The sequence below is a fragment of the Amycolatopsis sp. 2-15 genome (assembly GCF_030285625.1).
GTDB classification, from domain to species: domain Bacteria; phylum Actinomycetota; class Actinomycetes; order Mycobacteriales; family Pseudonocardiaceae; genus Amycolatopsis; species Amycolatopsis carbonis.
The window spans coordinates 2,985,806-3,002,030 of sequence record NZ_CP127294.1; the positions used below are offsets into that span (position 1 = coordinate 2,985,806).

At 70.0% G+C, this 16,225-nt stretch carries 17 protein-coding genes; 7 read left to right on the forward strand and 10 right to left on the reverse strand.

The annotated features are described in order from the left end of the window. The first annotated feature begins 104 nt into the window (after positions 1 to 104). On the forward strand, positions 105 to 332 hold the full coding sequence (locus QRX50_RS14695) for a hypothetical protein (protein ID WP_285972495.1): 228 nt from the start codon (positions 105 to 107) through the stop codon (positions 330 to 332). Between the two features lie 13 nt (positions 333 to 345). On the opposite strand, the gene QRX50_RS14700 is transcribed toward QRX50_RS14695, so the two are convergent. Together QRX50_RS14700 and QRX50_RS14705 are read right to left on the reverse strand one after the other, a co-directional pair. Further along, the gene (locus tag QRX50_RS14700; RefSeq protein ID WP_285972496.1) at positions 346 to 780 is read right to left on the reverse strand and encodes a cupin domain-containing protein; all 435 of its coding nucleotides are present in this window, start codon (positions 778 to 780) and stop codon (positions 346 to 348) included. Beyond that, the gene (locus QRX50_RS14705) at positions 777 to 1,304 is read right to left on the reverse strand and encodes a molybdenum cofactor biosysynthesis protein (RefSeq protein WP_285972497.1); all 528 of its coding nucleotides are present in this window, start codon (positions 1,302 to 1,304) and stop codon (positions 777 to 779) included. Before QRX50_RS14705 ends, QRX50_RS14700 begins: the two co-directional genes overlap by 4 nt. A gap of 113 nt (positions 1,305 to 1,417) precedes the next feature. Between QRX50_RS14705 and QRX50_RS14710 the strand changes: the two genes are divergently transcribed. Beyond that, positions 1,418 to 2,197, forward strand: coding sequence for a hypothetical protein (locus QRX50_RS14710; protein ID WP_285972498.1), 780 nt, complete (start codon positions 1,418 to 1,420; stop codon positions 2,195 to 2,197). On the opposite strand, the gene QRX50_RS14715 is transcribed toward QRX50_RS14710, so the two are convergent. The 6 genes from QRX50_RS14715 to QRX50_RS14740 form a co-directional block, all read right to left on the reverse strand. Continuing rightward, the gene (locus QRX50_RS14715; protein WP_285972499.1) at positions 2,163 to 2,390 is read right to left on the reverse strand and encodes a hypothetical protein; all 228 of its coding nucleotides are present in this window, start codon (positions 2,388 to 2,390) and stop codon (positions 2,163 to 2,165) included. The genes QRX50_RS14710 and QRX50_RS14715 overlap by 35 nt on opposite strands. Before the next feature lie 165 nt (positions 2,391 to 2,555). Further along, a complete protein-coding gene (locus QRX50_RS14720) occupies positions 2,556 to 3,908 on the reverse strand; it encodes a ricin-type beta-trefoil lectin domain protein (RefSeq protein WP_285972500.1) in 1,353 nt (450 codons plus the stop codon). 387 nt (positions 3,909 to 4,295) lie between these two features. Next, positions 4,296 to 5,693, reverse strand: coding sequence for a GH1 family beta-glucosidase (locus QRX50_RS14725; protein WP_285972501.1), 1,398 nt, complete (start codon positions 5,691 to 5,693; stop codon positions 4,296 to 4,298). 2 nt (positions 5,694 to 5,695) lie between these two features. Then, complete coding sequence (locus QRX50_RS14730) at positions 5,696 to 6,541, reverse strand: carbohydrate ABC transporter permease (RefSeq protein WP_285972502.1); 846 nt, start codon at positions 6,539 to 6,541, stop codon at positions 5,696 to 5,698. Next, entirely contained in the window at positions 6,538 to 7,521 is a 984-nt protein-coding gene (locus QRX50_RS14735; RefSeq protein WP_285972503.1) for a carbohydrate ABC transporter permease, read from the reverse strand. The genes QRX50_RS14730 and QRX50_RS14735 overlap by 4 nt, the downstream gene beginning before the upstream one ends. Next, positions 7,518 to 8,828 (reverse strand): ABC transporter substrate-binding protein, encoded by a 1,311-nt coding sequence (locus QRX50_RS14740; RefSeq protein WP_285972504.1) that lies wholly within the window; start codon positions 8,826 to 8,828, stop codon positions 7,518 to 7,520. Before QRX50_RS14740 ends, QRX50_RS14735 begins: the two co-directional genes overlap by 4 nt. A gap of 239 nt (positions 8,829 to 9,067) precedes the next feature. Here QRX50_RS14740 and QRX50_RS14745 point away from each other — a divergent pair, with 239 nt between their 5' ends. Continuing rightward, positions 9,068 to 10,036: a LacI family DNA-binding transcriptional regulator gene (locus QRX50_RS14745; protein WP_285974460.1), complete on the forward strand. Its 969-nt coding sequence runs from the start codon at positions 9,068 to 9,070 to the stop codon at positions 10,034 to 10,036. A 6-nt stretch (positions 10,037 to 10,042) separates the two neighbouring features. Here the strand turns inward: QRX50_RS14745 and QRX50_RS14750 are convergent, their stop codons facing one another. Beyond that, positions 10,043 to 10,312, reverse strand: a complete 270-nt coding sequence (locus QRX50_RS14750; protein ID WP_285972505.1) for a hypothetical protein — start codon at positions 10,310 to 10,312, stop codon at positions 10,043 to 10,045. Then, entirely contained in the window at positions 10,309 to 10,620 is a 312-nt protein-coding gene (locus QRX50_RS14755; protein WP_285972506.1) for a hypothetical protein, read from the reverse strand. Before QRX50_RS14755 ends, QRX50_RS14750 begins: the two co-directional genes overlap by 4 nt. A gap of 353 nt (positions 10,621 to 10,973) precedes the next feature. Here QRX50_RS14755 and QRX50_RS14760 point away from each other — a divergent pair, with 353 nt between their 5' ends. From QRX50_RS14760 to QRX50_RS14775, 4 genes are read left to right on the forward strand one after another with little or no spacing between them, the layout of a single operon-like run. After that, entirely contained in the window at positions 10,974 to 12,329 is a 1,356-nt protein-coding gene (locus QRX50_RS14760; RefSeq protein WP_285972507.1) for a hypothetical protein, read from the forward strand. After that, positions 12,326 to 12,853, forward strand: coding sequence for a hypothetical protein (locus QRX50_RS14765; RefSeq protein WP_285972508.1), 528 nt, complete (start codon positions 12,326 to 12,328; stop codon positions 12,851 to 12,853). Before QRX50_RS14760 ends, QRX50_RS14765 begins: the two co-directional genes overlap by 4 nt. Continuing rightward, a complete protein-coding gene (locus QRX50_RS14770; RefSeq protein ID WP_285972509.1) occupies positions 12,837 to 15,332 on the forward strand; it encodes an Hsp70 family protein in 2,496 nt (831 codons plus the stop codon). The genes QRX50_RS14765 and QRX50_RS14770 overlap by 17 nt, the downstream gene beginning before the upstream one ends. Further along, the gene (locus tag QRX50_RS14775) at positions 15,332 to 16,222 is read left to right on the forward strand and encodes a hypothetical protein (RefSeq protein WP_285972510.1); all 891 of its coding nucleotides are present in this window, start codon (positions 15,332 to 15,334) and stop codon (positions 16,220 to 16,222) included. The genes QRX50_RS14770 and QRX50_RS14775 overlap by 1 nt, the downstream gene beginning before the upstream one ends. Positions 16,223 to 16,225: the final 3 nt, after the last annotated feature.

The following is a 16,225-nucleotide window of genomic DNA, read 5'->3' on the forward strand; positions in this document are numbered from 1 at the left end:
GTTGTCGTTGCTGCACAAGGGTTGTGTTGGCGCGGACACGGGGTGTTCCGATCGTTTCCGAGGCAAGCTGGGGAGCGTCGGGAGCCGAGTCGCGGGTTGGAGACGTGAACGTGGTGGATAGCGGGCAGCAGGTGCAGCCGTGCCGACGGCAGGAGTGCTCGGAGGACTCGCTGTGGCGCGGGCTGTGCGCCGCGCACTGGAGCCGGTGGCAGCGTGGCCTGGACGCCCTCGAACTGCCCGACGACGACGTGCCACCCCCGCCCGCGCAGGTGTGGTGGCCGCCGGAGCGCCAGGCGTTGCCGTTGAGCAGCCGGGTGCTGCCGGGGTCCTGACCTCGGCGAAGGATCAGTCCTCGTCGGCGGGGATCTCCACCTCGGCCCACAAGCTGGGCAGGTTCACCACGATCCCCTCCTGGCTGCTGCGCGCGATGATCACCACGGCGTCCTCGGCCGTGGGGTTCTCCTCGCGGTGCGGCACGTACGGCGGGACGAACACGTAGTCGCCCGGTGAGGTCTCCAGGCGGATCTCCGAAGGGCCGTCCGCGAAGACGAAGACGGGGTGGCCCGACTTCACGTAGATGGCGGTTTCGGCCTCGCCGTGGTGGTGGTCGCCGGAGTTGGTGTGGGGCGTGACGTGCGTTTCGCCCATCCAGACCTTCTGCGAGCCCACCGTTTTGCCCGAGATGGCTTCGAGCCGGCGCATCCCGGTGGTCTGGTTGGTGTCGCCGGTCAACGAGCCGCCGCGGATGTGGTGCAGCGGTTGGTGCCACTGGTCGGTCATCGGGCCTCCACAGCCAGTTCCACTACCATAAGACGAGCCGGCCCCACCCGCAGCACACCGTCGTCCAGCGGGACGCAGCGCACGCCGCCGCGGCCGCGCAGGCCGCGGAAGGCGCCGGGGGCCACGGCGACGTCCATCCAGGCGCACGGGTTGGCCGGGCGGCGCGCTTGAAAACGGACGGGGCCGTCGCCGCTGTCCAGGGTGAACACGGCTCCCGGATGTGTGCGCGTGGCGGCGAGGTCGTCGACGCTGAAGCCGCGCAGCACGATGTTGCGGCGGGTCAGCAGCGGATCCACGGGGCCGAACGCGTCGAGCGCCGCGACGTCGAACACCGTCACGGCGGCGTCGCGGTGCGCGGCGTGGTTGAAGTAGCGGTCGCCGACCAAGCCCAAGCCCGCGCGCACTTCCACGCACGAGCGCGACACCGGGCCGGGGTCCGGCCGCGGGCCGTCGGACGGGCGGCCCTCGAACGCGTGCACCGGCGAGGTCAGCAGCGAAACGATCTCCACCGGCGTGCCTTCCACGCCTCGACCCTACCCGCGCCAGGATCACACGCCCTCCGAACGCATCCAGGAAAAGGACAACCGGGATCAAACGGTGGTAGCGTCTTCCGCCACCAAGCACGGGGGAGACTGCCGTGAACTGGTACGACCGCGTTTTCGTGGACACCGGCCGCGCCGCCGCGATGTGGGCGGTGGTCGGGTTCCTCGTCACGTTCGGGGTCGTCCGGGGCATCACGCGCCGGATCCGTGCGAAACACCACAAGCCGAAGGCGAAACGCGGCCTGCTCGGCGACATCCACATCGGCGGCGTCCACGTGCACCACCAGGTGTGGGGCATCCTGCTGGTCCTGGTCGTCGGCGCGCTCGAGTTCCGGTTCTCGCCCGACGCGCCGTGGGGCGAGATCCTGGCCGCGCTGTTCGGGGTGGGCGCCGCGCTCGTGCTCGACGAGTTCGCGCTCTGGTTCTACCTCGACGACGTCTACTGGGCCGAAAACGGCCGCAAGTCCATCGACGCCGTGCTCATCGGCGGTTCGCTGGGTGTCCTGTTGCTGCTCGAAGCGTCGCCGATCGGCGAGACGCGCGGGGAGTCGGCGATGTGGTCGTACCTGCTGGGCATCGCCGTGCACCTGGTCACGGCACTGTTCTGCCTGCTCAAGGGCAAGCTGGCGACGGGGGTGCTGGGTGTCGTCGTGCCGCTGATCGCCCTGGTCGGCGCGCTGCGGCTGGCGAAACCCGACTCGGCGTGGGCCCGGCGCCGCTACGCCGGGCGCAAGCTCGACCGGTCGCGCCGGCGGTTCGGCGTTCGCTACACCGCGCGCCACAACCGCCTGCGGGACCTCTTCGGCGGAACACCGACCCCGGACCTGAAGGAGAAACCCGTCAGCGGGAACGCGGGATCCGGCCGTCCGCACTGAGCATCCGCTGCAGCCGCGCGCGAGCCATGCGGTGCAGCATCTCGCCGAGCTCCTCCGTCGCGATGCGGCCTTCGAGGTCCCGCCGCGTCGCGCGCACCACGTCCGCCACCGTCGTGGCGGACACCCGTCCCGAAAACTCGCCGGTCAACCAGACGCCGACCTCTTCCACCGCGTCGTGGCACTGAACGGTCATCGTTTGCCTCGCTTCTGCTCGTGGGCTGGCCCCGACGTGGATCCGACGACCGGCACCGCGAGCCATGACGGCAAAACGCGAGAAGTTCTTCAGAACAAGAAAACCGGTGGGGAGCAAGGAAAGAGCTCCCCACCGGCCTTGGTGAACCGGCTGAAAATTACCGACTCAGAGCGACCACGACTGGTTTGAAGCTCCCGTGCAAGTCCAGATCTGCAGCTGCGTGCCGTCGGCCGAGCTGGGCCCGGTCGCGTCGAGGCACTTGCCGGAGCCGGTGTTCACGAGCTGGTTGCCCGAACGCGTCCACTGCTGCGCGGCCGTGCCATTGCAGTCGTAGACCTGCACCTTCGCCCCGTCGTTGGTACCGGCCGAGGCCACGTCCATGCACTTGCCCAGCGCCTGCAGCGTGCCGCCGGTGGAGGTCCACTGCTGCGCGTTGGTGCCGTTGCAGGTGTAGAGGTCGACCTTAGTGCCGTTGGCGGGGTTGGCGCCCGCGACGTCGACGCACTTGCCGCCGTAGCCCGTGATCTGCTTGCCGCCGGTCGGCGGCGGGGTGGTGCCGCCACCGCCGCCGGTGATGGCGTTGAAGATCCGCGAGTACGCGTAGCCGGTCGCTCGGTCGTAGTCCTGGACCTCCCAGAACGACAGCTCCTGCACGCCGTTCTGCGCCGCGAACGTCTCCAGCTGCTGCGCGTCCGACTGGCTGAACTGCGCGCCGTCGTCGTTGCGCCCGGCGATCGGCGTAAGGCCCATCTTGGCGTAGGCCGCCGACGTCGAGATGCCGTACAGGCTCGCGAGCTGGCCCGCGGCCGTGCGCGCCGACGCGAGCGCGTCGTCCAGCACCGGCTGGCCGTCGTAGAAGTCCATCACCATCAGGTTCACGACGCTGACGTCGAGGCCCTTGTTCTTGGCGTCGCGCAGGATGTCCATCTGCGTGGAGCCGAGGCCGCTCGGGTCAACGGCGAGGGTGTAGTCCACCTGCACGCTCGGGTTCTGCTGCTGCAGTGCCGCGAGCGCGGAGTTGCGGCGCTGGTTCGCCGCGGTGTCCTTGATGGTGTCTTCTTCGATGTCGAAGTCCAGACGGGGCGTCCCGTACGTGTTGACCACGTTGGCGTAGGCCGCCGTGAGGCTCGAGGTGTTCGTGCAGGTCTGCGCGATCTCACCGCCGGCGGCGCCGCCGAACGACGGGATCACGTTGCCGCCCGCGGCCTGCAGCGAGCTGATCTGCGACTTGAACGAGCCGACGCCCGTGCCGTTCGCCTCCCACAGCTGGTTGCAGCCGCCGGAGGGCGTGAGGAACGCCAGGGTGTAGAACTTCGTGCCGGTCGCGTTCATGTCGGCGGCCATCTGACCGATGTCGCCGTCGCTGACCTGCAGGTACGGGGCCGAGTAGTGGGCGGGGAAAGCCGCGCCGGCGGCCGGGGCGGCCTCGCTCACGGCGGGGCTGACGGTGGCCATGGCGACGCCGGCCAGCACGGGCAGAGCCGCGGCAGCAAGCGTTCTGAGTTTCGAAATGCGCATTCCGTGAACTCCAGAGGGACGGGGAGGGAGAATTGCGCGCACGATTACCCGCGTCCGGTCGAATTCTTGCGAAAACGGCAGGACCGAGTGCGGGCGGGCAATTCCGGAGAAACGGTGGGGGACCGAATTGCCAGCCACTTCGTGCGTGTTGTGAAGAAAGTTATACCGGTCGTCCCAGTCCTTGGCAACGGGTTGCGGAGCGATCACAGCAGGTCATGGCCGCCTCCTGTCCGACAGGTTCAGACCAGACCGGGCCAGTGGTGCGCCCGGTGTTCGGCTGCGCGAACACCGGGCGTCCTGTTTGTCCTATTGGTCTCTTTACCCTGTTCCGGTGAATGAAGCTTTGCGCTTTCCGGGTGAAACGCATTCCGGCCGGCGAAATCCGGGTTAATTCGCGCCCAACGCGCCGCGCGCGATCACTTCCGAGTACCACTGCGCGCTGCGCTTCGGCGTCCGCCGCTGCGTCGCGTAATCCACGTGGACGAGCCCGAAGCGCTTGGCGTACCCCTCGGCCCACTCGAAGTTGTCCAGCAGCGACCAGTAGAAGTAACCGCGCAGGTCCACGCCCTGGGCCAGCGCGTCGTGCGCCGCGCGCAGGTGCGCGTCGAGGAACGCGACGCGGTCGGTGTCGGCGATCTCGCCATCGTGCAGCTCGTCGGGGTAGGAGGCGCCGTTCTCCGTCACGTACAGCGGCACCGGCCGGTAGTCGCGGTGCACCTGCAGCAGTGACGCGGTGAGCCCGGCCGGCTGCACCTCCCAGCCCGAGTCCGTGCGCGGCGCCGCCGGGTCGGGGACGAAGTGCACGTCGGCCGCGCCGAGCCATTCCGCACCGGCGGGTGAGCTGCCGGGCCGGGGAGAGCCGGCGACGCGGTAGCCGCGGTAGTAGTTCACGCCGAGCCAGTCGACAGGCGCGGCGATCGTGGCCTCGTCGCCGTCGCGCACCACGTCCGCGAACCCGAACGGCGCGAGGTCCGCCACCACGTCGGCGGGGTAGTCGCCGCGCAGCACCGGGTCGAGGAACAGCCGGTTCTGCTGGCCGTCGACGCGCCGCGCGGCCTCGGCGTCCTCGGGTGCGTCCGAATCCGCCGTGACCGGGTACAGGTTGAGGGTGATCCCGGCCGGCACTCGGGGGGCGTCGCGGCGCAGCACGTCCATCGCGAGCCCGTGGCCGAGCAACAAGTGGTGGGTCGCGGCGGCCGCGTCGCCGGCCGAGACCCGCCCCGGCGCGTGGATGCCCTTCGCGTAGCCGAGCATCGCCGCGCACCACGGTTCGTTGAGCGTCGACCAGCTCGCCACGCGGTCGCCGAGCACGCTGACGATCGTCTCCGCGTACTCGGCGAAGCGGTACGCCGTGTCGCGCGAGGTCCAGCCGCCGAGGTCCTCCAGCCGTTGCGGCAGGTCCCAGTGGTACAGCGTCGCCCACGGCTGGATCCCCGCAGCCAGCAACGAGTCCACGAGCCGGTCGTAGAAGGCGATACCCCGCACGTTCGGCACGCCGCCCGGCCGGATCCGTGGCCACGCCAGGGAGAACCGGTACGCGCCGAGGCCCAGCGAGCGCATGAGCTCCACGTCCTCGCCGGCCCGCCGGTAGTGGTCGGTCGCCGGCTCGCCCGTGTCGCCGCCGCGGATCGCGCCCGGCCGGGTGGCGAAGGTGTCCCACACGGACGGCTCGCGTCCGTCCACAGTGGTCGAACCTTCGATCTGGAACGCCGCGGTGGCGGCGCCCCAGACGAACCCGGGCGGGAACGCGAGCCCGGTTCCGGTGGCCTGTGAATCAACGGACATGGTCACCCTTTCACGGCACCTTGCATGATCCCGGCCACGATCTGGCGGCCGAGCAGGAGGAAGACGATGAGGATCGGGATCGTCGCGAGCGTGGTGCCGGCGAGCACGAGCGAGTAGTCCACGTAGTAGCCGCTCTGCAGCTTCTCCAGCGCCACCTGCACGGTCGGGTTGCCGACGTCGAGCACCACCAGCGGCCACAGGAAGTCGTTCCAGGACATCATGAACGTGAACATCGCGAGGATCGCCGCCGCCGGGCGCACGGCCGGCAGGCACACGTTCCAGAAGATCCGGATCATGCTGCAGCCGTCCACGCGCGCGGCCTCGATCAGCTCGTACGGCACGGCGTCCACTGTGTACTGCCGCATCCAGAAGACGCCGAACGCGGTCACCAGGTTCGGCACGATCACCGCCTGCAGCCCGCCGGCCCAGCCGAGCTTCGACATCGCGATGAACAGCGGGATGATGCCCAGCTGCGTCGGCACCGCGAGCGTCACCACGATGAACACGAACAACGCGTTGCGGCCGCGGAAGCGCAGCTTGGCGAAGGCGAACCCCGCCAGCGAGGAGAACAGCACCGTGGTGAGCGTGACCGTGCCCGACACGATCACGCTGTTGGCCAGCGCCTTCCAGAACGGCACGGTGTCGAACACCCGCGCCGCGTTCGCGAAGAAGTTCCCGCCCGGCAGCAGCGGTGGCACGCGTTCGGTGAGCATGCCGTTGTCGCGGCTGGCGACGAGGAACGACCAGTAGAACGGGAACAGCGAGCCGAGCACGAACACGGCCAGCACCCAGTAGGTGGCCTTGCGCGGTTTGCCCAGCCGGCTCACCCGGGCGGTCAGCGTGGTCATCCCTTCCTCCTCGGCGTGCGCGCGAGCCGGCCCGTGAGCAGGTAGTTCACCCCGGCGATGACGACGATGATCAGGAACAGCACCCACGCGATCGCCGACGCGTAACCGAGATCGAAGTTCTCGAACGCCGTCTGGTACAGGTACAGCGTCACCGTCTGGAACTGGTGGGTCGAGCCGCCGTTGTTCGACCCGGGCATGGCGTCGAACAGCTTGGGCTCGGTGAAGATCTGCAGCCCGCCGATCGTCGAGGTGATGGTGACGAAGATCAGCGTCGGCTTCAGCAGCGGCAGCGTGACGTGCCGGAACCGCCGCACGGTGCCGGCGCCGTCGATCAGTGCCGCCTCGTGGAGCTCCTTCGGGATGGCCTGCATCGCGGCCAGCACGATCAGCGCGTTGTAGCCGGTCCAGCGCCAGTTGACCATGATGGCGATGGCCACGTGGCTCGCGAACCGGTTCGCCTGCCAGTCCACAGGGGACAGTCCGATCGTTTGCAGGAGGCCGTTGACCAGGCCGTACTTGGGGCCGAACAGGTTCGCGAAGATGATCCCGAGCGCCACCAGGCTTGCCGCGTACGGCAGCAGGATCCCGACGCGCCAGCCGGTCGCGCCGCGCAACCGCGTCGAGAGCAACGCGGCCAGGAGCACGGCGATGATCAGCTGCGGCACGCTGGAGAGCAGGAAAATGCTCACGGTGTTCTCCAGCGAGTGCCAGAACTGCGCGTCGGCGAAGAGCTCCTTGAAGTTGTCGAGGCCGATGAAGTCGGGGTTGTCGTCGCCGGCGTCCCAGTGGAACAGCGACACATACGCGGTGTAGAGCAGCGGGAACAGCCCCACGATGCCGAAGACGATGAAAAACGGCGCCACGTAAAGGTAAGGCGAGGCCTTCACGTCCCACCTGGACAGCCGGTCGCGCAGCCCCGGCCGGGGTGCGGGACGCCGCACCCCGGCCGGCGTGCCCTCGCGTGTGACGGTGGTTGTCACCGCGCGAGCTTCTTCGCGCCGTCCACGAGCTGCTGCCAGCCGTCGGCCGGCGACTTGCCCTGCTCCACGGCCTGCAGCGCGGGAGCCGTCACGTTCTCCTGGATCTGGCCGTCGTTCGGGCCCTTGTACTGCGGCTTCGCGACCTTCTTGGCCTGCGCCACGAACAGCTCACCGATCTTCGCGCCGCCGAAGTATGCGTCGGTCTGGCTCAGCAGCTCGGGGCTCTCCAGTGCCTTGACCTGGCTCGGGAAGGTGCCCTTCGCCTGGAACGCCTTGAGCTGCTGTTCCGGCGCCGTGAGCCACGCGGTCAGCGCCGCGGCCTCGCGCGGGTGCTTGCTCTGCGTCGGCACGGTCAGGTACGAGCCACCCCAGTTGCCGCCCCCGCCGGGGAACGCGTCGGTGACCGCCCACTTGCCCGCGTTGTCCGGTCCGGCCTGCTCCTTGACCACACCGAGCATCCACGCGGGACAGACCTTCGTGGCGAACGCGCTCTGGCGGAAGCCGGAGTTCCACTCGTTGCTGAACGCGGTGAGCTTCGCCGACTCGCCCTTCCCGACGGCGTCGGTCACCTTCGCCCACGCGTCCTTGATGCCCTGGTTGGACTCGACGGTGAGCTTGTCGTCCTTGTCGAGGTAGCCGACGGGCAGCTGGTTGACCATAGCGTTGAAGTTCTGCGCGGCCGAATCGAACCACGCCTTGCCGCCCGTCTTCTGCACGTACTGCGCGCCCGCGGCGAAGTAGCTGTCCCAGGTGGCGAAGATCGACTTCACGGCCTCGGGATCGGTCGGCAGGCCGGCCGCGGCGAAGAGGTCCTTGCGGTAGCACATCGCGTCGGGCCCGATGTCCGTGCCGTAGCCGATGAGCTTGCCGTTCTTGTCCTTGCCGGCGTCGTACTTCCACGACAGCCAGCGGTCCGGGCTCGCGTCGGCGGGGCCGATCTGGGTGAGGTCGTAGAACTTGGACGACTTCGACAGGATGTCGGAGAGGTGGCCCTCCTCCACGGCCTGCACGTCGGCGAGACCGGAGCCCGCCGCGAGCTTGGTCATCATGTCCTGCGCGTACGGGCCGCCCTGGCCCGTCTTGCGGTGGGTGATCTTGATGTTCGGGTGCAGCCGCTCGTACTCCGGGATCAGCGCTTCGTAGCCGAACTCCGTGAACGTGGCCAGCGTGAGCTCGATGTGCTCGTTCGGCCCGGCCGCCGCCGGGATGTCGCTGCTGCTGTCACCGCCGCCACCGCACGCCGCCACGGCGAGCGCCGTCATCGTGATGCCCAGCGCCGTCGCCAGGCCCTTCCGGAACGTTGTCACCGTTGTCAACACCGTCAACCCCTTGAAGGTTCAGTTCTGGGAGCGCTCCCAGACGGTTGCCGAGTCTGGGTCGGCTGGAGTTCCATGTCAAGGGTGGTTATCGGAGCGTGCCCTTCCGGGAGCGCTCCCTGAATTGTGCGGCTAAGCTGTCCGGCGATCACAAGTGGAGGGGTGGTGCAGTGGCGCCTCGGTCCGAGGACGAGCGCCCGACGCTGGAAGACGTCGCGGCGTTCGCCGGTGTGTCGCGCTCCACCGCTTCGCGGGCGTTGAACGACGACACCTACGTCAGCGCGCGGTCGCGCGAAAAGGTCTTGGCGGCGGCCCGAGATCTCGGCTACTCGCCGAACCAGGCCGCGCGGTCGCTGGTCACGCGGCGGACGGGCGCGATCGCCGTGGTGCTGTCGGAACCCGAGGCGCGGCTGCTCGACGACCCGTATCGCACGGCCGTGATGCGTGCGGGCTACCGCGAGCTGGCCGACGTCGGCTGCCAGATGGTGCTGATCTTCAGCGACACCCGCGAAGACCTCACGCGTACGGTGCGCTTTCTCGAAGGCGGGCACGTCGACGGGGTGCTCGTCTTCGCGCCACACCGTGCCGATCCGCTGCCCCGGGCGTTGCGGCTGTTGCGCGTGCCCGTCGTTTTCGGCGGCCAGGCGGCTGACCTGCGCCGCGGTGTGCACGTGGTCGACTTCGACAACGAGGGCGGCGCGCGGCTCGCCGTGCAGCACCTCGTGTCGGCCGGCCGCCGCCGCATCGCGACCATCGCCGGCCCGCAGGACCAGGGCGCGCCCATCGACCGGCTCGCGGGCTGGCGCAAAACCCTCGTCGACGCGGGCCTCGACCCGGCGGACCTCGCGGAGGAGGCCGACTTCACTCTCGCCGGCGGCGCCCGGGCCATGGCGTCTTTGCTCGACCGCGTGCCCGACCTCGACGCCGTCTTCGTGGCCAGCGACATGATGGCCGTCGGTGCCCTGCGCACGCTTTCGTCGGCCGGCCGGTCCATTCCGGACGACGTCGCCATGGTCAGTTTCGACGACAACGCCACGTTGGCGCCCGAGATGACGCCGCCGCTGACGTCCGTGCACCAGGATCCGCGCGAGCAGGTGCGCGCGATGGTGGCGACGCTGATGAACCTGCTCGACGGGCAGGAACCGAAGCCGCGTCAGCAGGTCCTGCCGGTGTCGCTCACCGTCCGCGAGTCGAGCTGAAGTCCGTCAGGCGAACAGTTTCACCGGCGGCGCACCGAGTTCCGCCGCCGCGCCGCGCATGAACGACTCCGTGGGGCTGCCGAGATACGTGCCGTCCGCGTCGAAGAGCACGACCACCTTGGCGCCGTTCGGCCCCGCCTGGGTGTACGCGGTGCCGGGCACGCCGTCGAGGTTGTGGGCCGGCGACGCGGGCGCGAGAAGGGCGGCCGTGCGTTGCGGCGCACGGGAAAGGTCGGCGGGCAGGCCGTTGGCGCGCGCGGCGCAGCGGAGGATCACCAGCTCGACATAAGCCGGCTCAAAGTGATCTCGCACGCCTCGGCGGAGCCGAGGCAGACAACACAGTGCGCCTTGTCCGACGCCGCCGTGGCGCCGGCGTTCTCCGCCGCGGTGAGGTCCTGACCGGCGCGGTCGAGGTCGGCCTGCTTGCGGTCGAGGTCCGCCTGCGCGCCCAGCAGGTCCTGGCTGAGCTTCTCGGCCTGGCGGGAGAGCTCCGGTACTTCACGAGGGGAGTCGGTTCGGGGGCGGCCGACGCCGAAGTCTCCGCGAGCCCGGCGACGACGACCACCGCCAGGACCAGCGGCCACCCCCAGCGGCGACCGGCCCGGCTCTTTCTGGTGCTCATGCCGGGTATTACGCGGTGAGCGCCGCGAGGTTCCACCGGGTTTCGGTGACTTGGGTCATGTCCGCGGCGGTGGCAGCAAGAGGACGATCGGGACCCCTCCCGGCGGTCCGGGCCTAACTTCTGCGCCATGGGTGCGAACGAGAGCCGCGGGCGGGCCGCGGCGGGGCGGTTGCGGGTGATCGCGACGCCACAGCTGTACCGGCGCAACCCGTTCCGGGTCACGGGGCTCAACGCGACGGTGTCCCGGCGGGCCGTGCGCGAGCATCGGCTGCGGGTGCTCGGCGTGCTCGAAGTCGGCGGCGCGCGACCGCCCGGGTGCCGGCCGACGCGACGCAGGAGGAGATCCGCGCGGCGTTCGACGCGCTCGGCAACATCGAGCACCGGTTCGTCGACGAGCTGTTCTGGACCTGGGGCACACCCGAGGACTGCGGATGCCCGCCGCAGCTGCACCACAAGCACGACCTCGCCGTCGCGGCCCACGCGGCCGCGCTCGAGGCCGAGACCGAGCAGACCGAGGACCACCCGGCGCCGCTGTGGGACGAGGCCGCGCGCAGCTGGGCTGTCACGCTCAGCAGCGAGGCGTTCTGGGGGCACCTCGCGCACCGCGTGAAGAGCCTCGGCGACCCGCGGCTCGACGAGTCCACTGTGGATGTCATTCGCAGCGCCCTGCCCGGTGCGCTCGTCGCGCCGCTCGTGGCGCTCACGGCCGAGTCGAGCGAGCCGCACCGGCTCGCGCGGTACCTGCCGCTCTTCGGCGGCGACAAGCACACCGTGGCCGACGCCCGTAGCGAAGCCGCCGAACCGACCTACCTGCGCTTGGAGAACCTGTTGAAGGAGCTGCGCAAGCTCCTCGACGAAGGCAAGGCGCGCACGGCGGCCGAACGCGCGCTCGCGGAGCTCCCCGTGCCCCTCGACCGGCTCGAAAACCTGGTGCCGAGCAAGGACTTCCGGCGCACGGCGAGCGTCACCGAACTGGCGGCGGTCGCGCTGAACAACATCGGCGTCGCGCTCGCCGATTCCGCCGGCGCGCCCCACAGGCTGGTGAAGGACGTCTTCGCCCTCGCGAAGCGGTACACCACGGACCCGGACACGCTCGCCACCGTCGAGCGCAACCAGCAGGGCGCGCTCGGCGCCGGCCGGGTCAACGCCCCCGTCAACGCCCCCGTCGACGTCGGGCAGCTGTGGAACACCGCGACCGGCTACATCAAGCGCGGCCGCTACTCCGACGCGACCCGCGTGCTGAACACGATCATCGAGATCGCACTGCGCTCCGAGGACCGCGAGCAGGCGAGCCGGATGATCGTCCAAATACGACAGCTGCAGGACGGCGGGCCACCACGGCGCTACGTCTCCGCGCCACGGGTGTTCCTGGCGCTGCTCCACGTGGCCTTCGGCGTCACCCTGCTGGCCACGCTGCTGACCTCGCCGTTGCTGCCGGTGTTCCTCATCGGCGTGCCCGGCCTGGTCGGCGCGCTCGGGCTGGCCACGAACGCGTCAGTCGGCCGCGGGCGGCTGCCGGCCCTGCTCGTGACCGATGCCGTGGCGGGACTCGTGCTGTGGCTGGTGGATTCGACCGGTACGCCGATCCCCGCGTGGATCACCGTGGTGACCGCGGTGCTGCTGCTCGTGGTGGGGACCGTACGCGTGCGCACGGAGAGGACAAGGGCGTGACGAACACCGAAGACCGGCGCCAGCGCCGGCACCACCGCGAGTTCCGCATCGAGGAACCGTTGTGGGGAGCGGAAGAACGGGCGCGGCTACGCGAGCTCGCCGACCAGATCTCGACGTTGCTCGCGGCTACGACGGGTTCTACCGCGAAACCGGATGGGCCCCGGCTGTCCGAATCGGACGTCGCCGTGGCGGCGACGGCGTTGTGGCGGGCCCGCAAGAAGCTCACCGGCGCGCAGGACCGCGTCGCGAAGCAGGCGGGCCGGTACCTGTCGGCGAGCCAGGAGGCGCTCGACGCGGCGGGCGTGCTGATCCAGGACCACGACGGGACGGACTTCGACTCGGGGCTGGCGCTCGAAGCGGTGCTGTTCCAGGACGAACCGGGCCTCACGTCGGAGCGGGTGGCGGAGACGGTGCGGCCCTCGGTTTACCTGGCGGGGCGGCGGATCCAGATGGGGCAGGTCATCGTGGGGTGCCCGGTCGCCCCCGGCACTACGGCGAAGGAAGCTGATGCGGAACACCATTGACTTCGGCATCGACCTCGGCACCACGAACAGCGCGCTCGCCGTGCTTGACGGGGGTCAGGTCTCGGTGGTCAAGAACAACGTGCAAGGCGACTACACACCTTCGGCCGTGTGGATGCCCAAGGCCGGCCTGATCCAAGTCGGCACCAAGGCGAAGGATCGTCGGGAACGCGACCCCGAGAACGTTCAGGTCGAGTTCAAGCAGGCCATGGGTTACGCCGATGCCCGGCGGACCTTCGCGAGGGCCGGGGCCTCGATGACGCCGGTCGAGCTGTCGGCCGAGGTGCTGAAGTCCCTGCGCGGCGACGCCACCCGCAAGTTCGGCGAGCCACCCGCGGCGGCGGTCATCACGGTTCCCGCGGCGTTCGCGCTCAACCAGACCGAAGCGACGAGCCAGGCGGCGAAGCTAGCCGGCTTCACGGCACGGTGCCCGCTGGTGCAGGAGCCGACAGCGGCCGCGTTCGCCTACGGTTTCCAGAACGAGAGCCGCGGCGCCAACTGGATGGTGTTCGACTTCGGTGGCGGCACGTTCGACTCGGCTGTGGTCAGCACGGTCGACGGCGAGCTGTCGGTGCTCCACCACGCGGGCGACCTCGGTCTCGGCGGCAAGAACATCGACGCGGCCATCGTGAACACCCTGCTCGCCCCGGCCGCCGCCAAGGAGTTCGGGCTGGCCGACTTCACCGTCGGGAATCCGCGGTGGGCTCGTAACTTCATGATGCTACGCGGGGCCGCGGAATCAGCCAAGATCGCGCTGTCGTCGACCGATCAGGCACCGATCATGACGGAGCTGGACCTCGGCGACGGGACGCCCGAGAGTTTCGACTACACCTTGGCGCGCGCAGACGTCGACCGGCTCGCGATGCCCTTTTACCTGCGCGCGGTGCACCTGTGCCGCGAAGCGCTGGCCAAGGCCAACCTGCAGCCGTCGGACATCGACCGGCTGCTGCTCGTCGGCGGCCCGACGCTGGCGCCCGGGCTACGCGAGCTGCTTGCCGACCCGGCCGACGGCCTCGGCATCGAACTCGACCACAGCCAGGACCCGAGCACGGTCGTCGCGCGTGGCGCCGCGATCTACGCCGGCACGATCGAGCTGCCGCGTGCCAAGGTCGTGCCGACACGGGGCCAGTTCGCCGCCGTGCTGTCGTACCCGCCGACCACGAGTCTGTCGCGCGTGCCTGTTTCGGGCCGGTTCGAGACCCCGGGCGGTGCCGACTGGAGCCGGTTCCGCGTGGTGCTGAGCGAATCGCAGCGGCGCGAGGAGTACCGGAGCGCGGAGATCGCTCTGTCTGCCGAAGGCGCGTTCACTCTCGACGTGCCGCTCGAAAAGCTGATCTCGAACCGATTCGGGATCGAGCTGATCGACCCCACGGGCGTGCGGGTGCCAGTGAACCCGCGTGGCTTCACGATCACTCACGTGGTCAACGAGATGCAGGGCCAGACGGTGGTCAACAGCGTCGGCCTGACCGAGGCCGACGGCACGTTCACCCCGATGCTGATGAAGAACCGACCGCTGCCGACGGAAACCACGCAGACCTTCTTCTCGACCGCGAGCATGCGCCGCGCGGAGACCGGCTCGTTCATCCGCATTCCCATCGCCGAGGGAGAGTTCCGGCGCGGCGAACGCAACAAGCAGGTCGGGCTGATCGAGATCAAGGCCCAGGACTTGCGCCGCGACCTGCCGCGCGGCAGCGAGATCCTCGTGACCTTCGAAATGGACGAGTCGCGACTGGTCTCGGTCACCGCTTTCGTACCGTTGCTCGACGCGGAGTTCGAAGCCGTCGTCGACCTGAACAAGACCGCGGTCCCCGAGGTGCCGGCGCTGCGCCGACAGCTCAACGAGCTCGAGGCCCGCCACGAGCAACTGCGCTCCGAGGCCGAGACGGCGCACTCGGATCGTGCCCGCGGCCTGCTGATGCGGCTCGACGAGAAAGGCACGGTCGGCACGGTGCGCGACGCGGTCACTTCGAGTGCCGCCGACGACAACGCGGCAGTGGAGGCTGATGCCCGGATGCGCGAGGTCCAGGCGGAGCTCGACGACATCGAGGAAGAACTGCGCATCCCCGACGTGATGGCCCGGCTGCGCGACCAGATCGAGCACTGCCGGGAGCTCGTCCACCGCGTCGGCTCCGAGGAGGATCGCACCGAGCTGGCGGACATCGAACGCCGCTACGAGACCGTGCGTGACAGCCGCGACGCCGCGGCGGCGGAACGCCTCTCCGACCGCGCCAGGGACCTCCAAGTGCTGCTGCTGCGGCGCGACGGCTCGCTCGACGAGGAGATCTTCAACGCCCTACGCGCGGCGCAGGACCGGATGACCGACCCGGCGCGCGCACGCGAGCTCGTCCGCGAAGGCGAGCACGCTCTCAACACGCACAACTGGCCGGCACTGACGGACGTCAACCGTCGGCTGCGAGCACTGCTGCCGCCCAACCCCCGGGGTGAGCCCGGCCCCGGCGTACTACATCAGGAGCCTTGGTGATGACCGTGTTCAGTGGGCTTTCCGAGGAACTGACGCTCGCGGAGGCGGCCGACCTGGCCCGTCTCGGCGACTACGCGGCCGCCGCCGAGCTGTTGCAGCGCGACGCCAGCGACGACGTGACGCGCCTGGACCTGCTGGCCCGCGTCCACGCCCAGGCCGGTGATCTGGAGCAGGCCGACGCCGCGTGGGCGCGGGTGCTGGAGCTGGCGCCGGAGTCCGAGCCGGCGCTGGCGGGACGGCGGCTGATCGCGAAGATCCGTTCGGGGCGGCTGCGCAAGCGGCCGATCGGCCGACGGCTCGCGGCCGCCGGCGCGGTGGTGGTGGTCGTGGCCGGGGTGGCCGTGATCGTGGCGACGCTGCCGTGGTCTTCCCCGGAACCCGCGCCGACGGCCGCACCTGCGACGACCAGCCCCGCCGTGCAGGCCGAGCTGGACCGGTTGCACGCGTCGCAGTCGCAGGCGGCCGAGGAGGAGCAGAGCCGTCAGCAGAAGCTCACCGCGCTGGCGGCGCACCTCGGCGGCGACGGCGTGCAGGTCACGACCGGCTCTGCCGTCACCATCTCGTTCGACGAAGGGCTCTTCGGTCCCAACGCGATCAGCCCCAGCGCCGACGGCCGGCGTGCGCTGGCGCGGTGGGCCGCCGTCCTCAAGGGACAGGACGTGCGGGTCACGGTGATCGGCCACGGCATCGCCGTTCCCGGTGGACCGGCCAGCGGTGGTTCGTCGACCGCGCTGGCTCGCGCGGCTTCGGCGGCGCGGGTGCTGGCGACGGCGAGCGGACTGCCGCTCACGACGTTCGCGATCACCAGCGCCGACCAGGCCACGCCCGTGCACGAGGGCACGAACGCGGCCGCGAACCGGACAGTGACGCTGGAGGTGACGCCGCGCTAGGTG

What these genes read in the sequence shown, in the direction of transcription:
- QRX50_RS14730 (WP_285972502.1), bottom strand. Translation starts at nt 6,541, where the DNA reads ATGACCACGCTGACCGCCCGGGTGAGCCGGCTGGGCAAACCGCGCAAG.
- QRX50_RS14775 (WP_285972510.1), top strand. Translation starts at nt 15,332, where the DNA reads ATGACCGTGTTCAGTGGGCTTTCCGAGGAACTGACGCTCGCGGAGGCG.
- QRX50_RS14720 (WP_285972500.1), bottom strand. Translation starts at nt 3,908, where the DNA reads ATGCGCATTTCGAAACTCAGAACGCTTGCTGCCGCGGCTCTGCCCGTG.
- QRX50_RS14715 (WP_285972499.1), bottom strand. Translation starts at nt 2,390, where the DNA reads ATGACCGTTCAGTGCCACGACGCGGTGGAAGAGGTCGGCGTCTGGTTG.
- QRX50_RS14725 (WP_285972501.1), bottom strand. Translation starts at nt 5,693, where the DNA reads ATGTCCGTTGATTCACAGGCCACCGGAACCGGGCTCGCGTTCCCGCCC.
- QRX50_RS14770 (WP_285972509.1), top strand. Translation starts at nt 12,837, where the DNA reads ATGCGGAACACCATTGACTTCGGCATCGACCTCGGCACCACGAACAGC.
- QRX50_RS14700 (WP_285972496.1), bottom strand. Translation starts at nt 780, where the DNA reads ATGACCGACCAGTGGCACCAACCGCTGCACCACATCCGCGGCGGCTCG.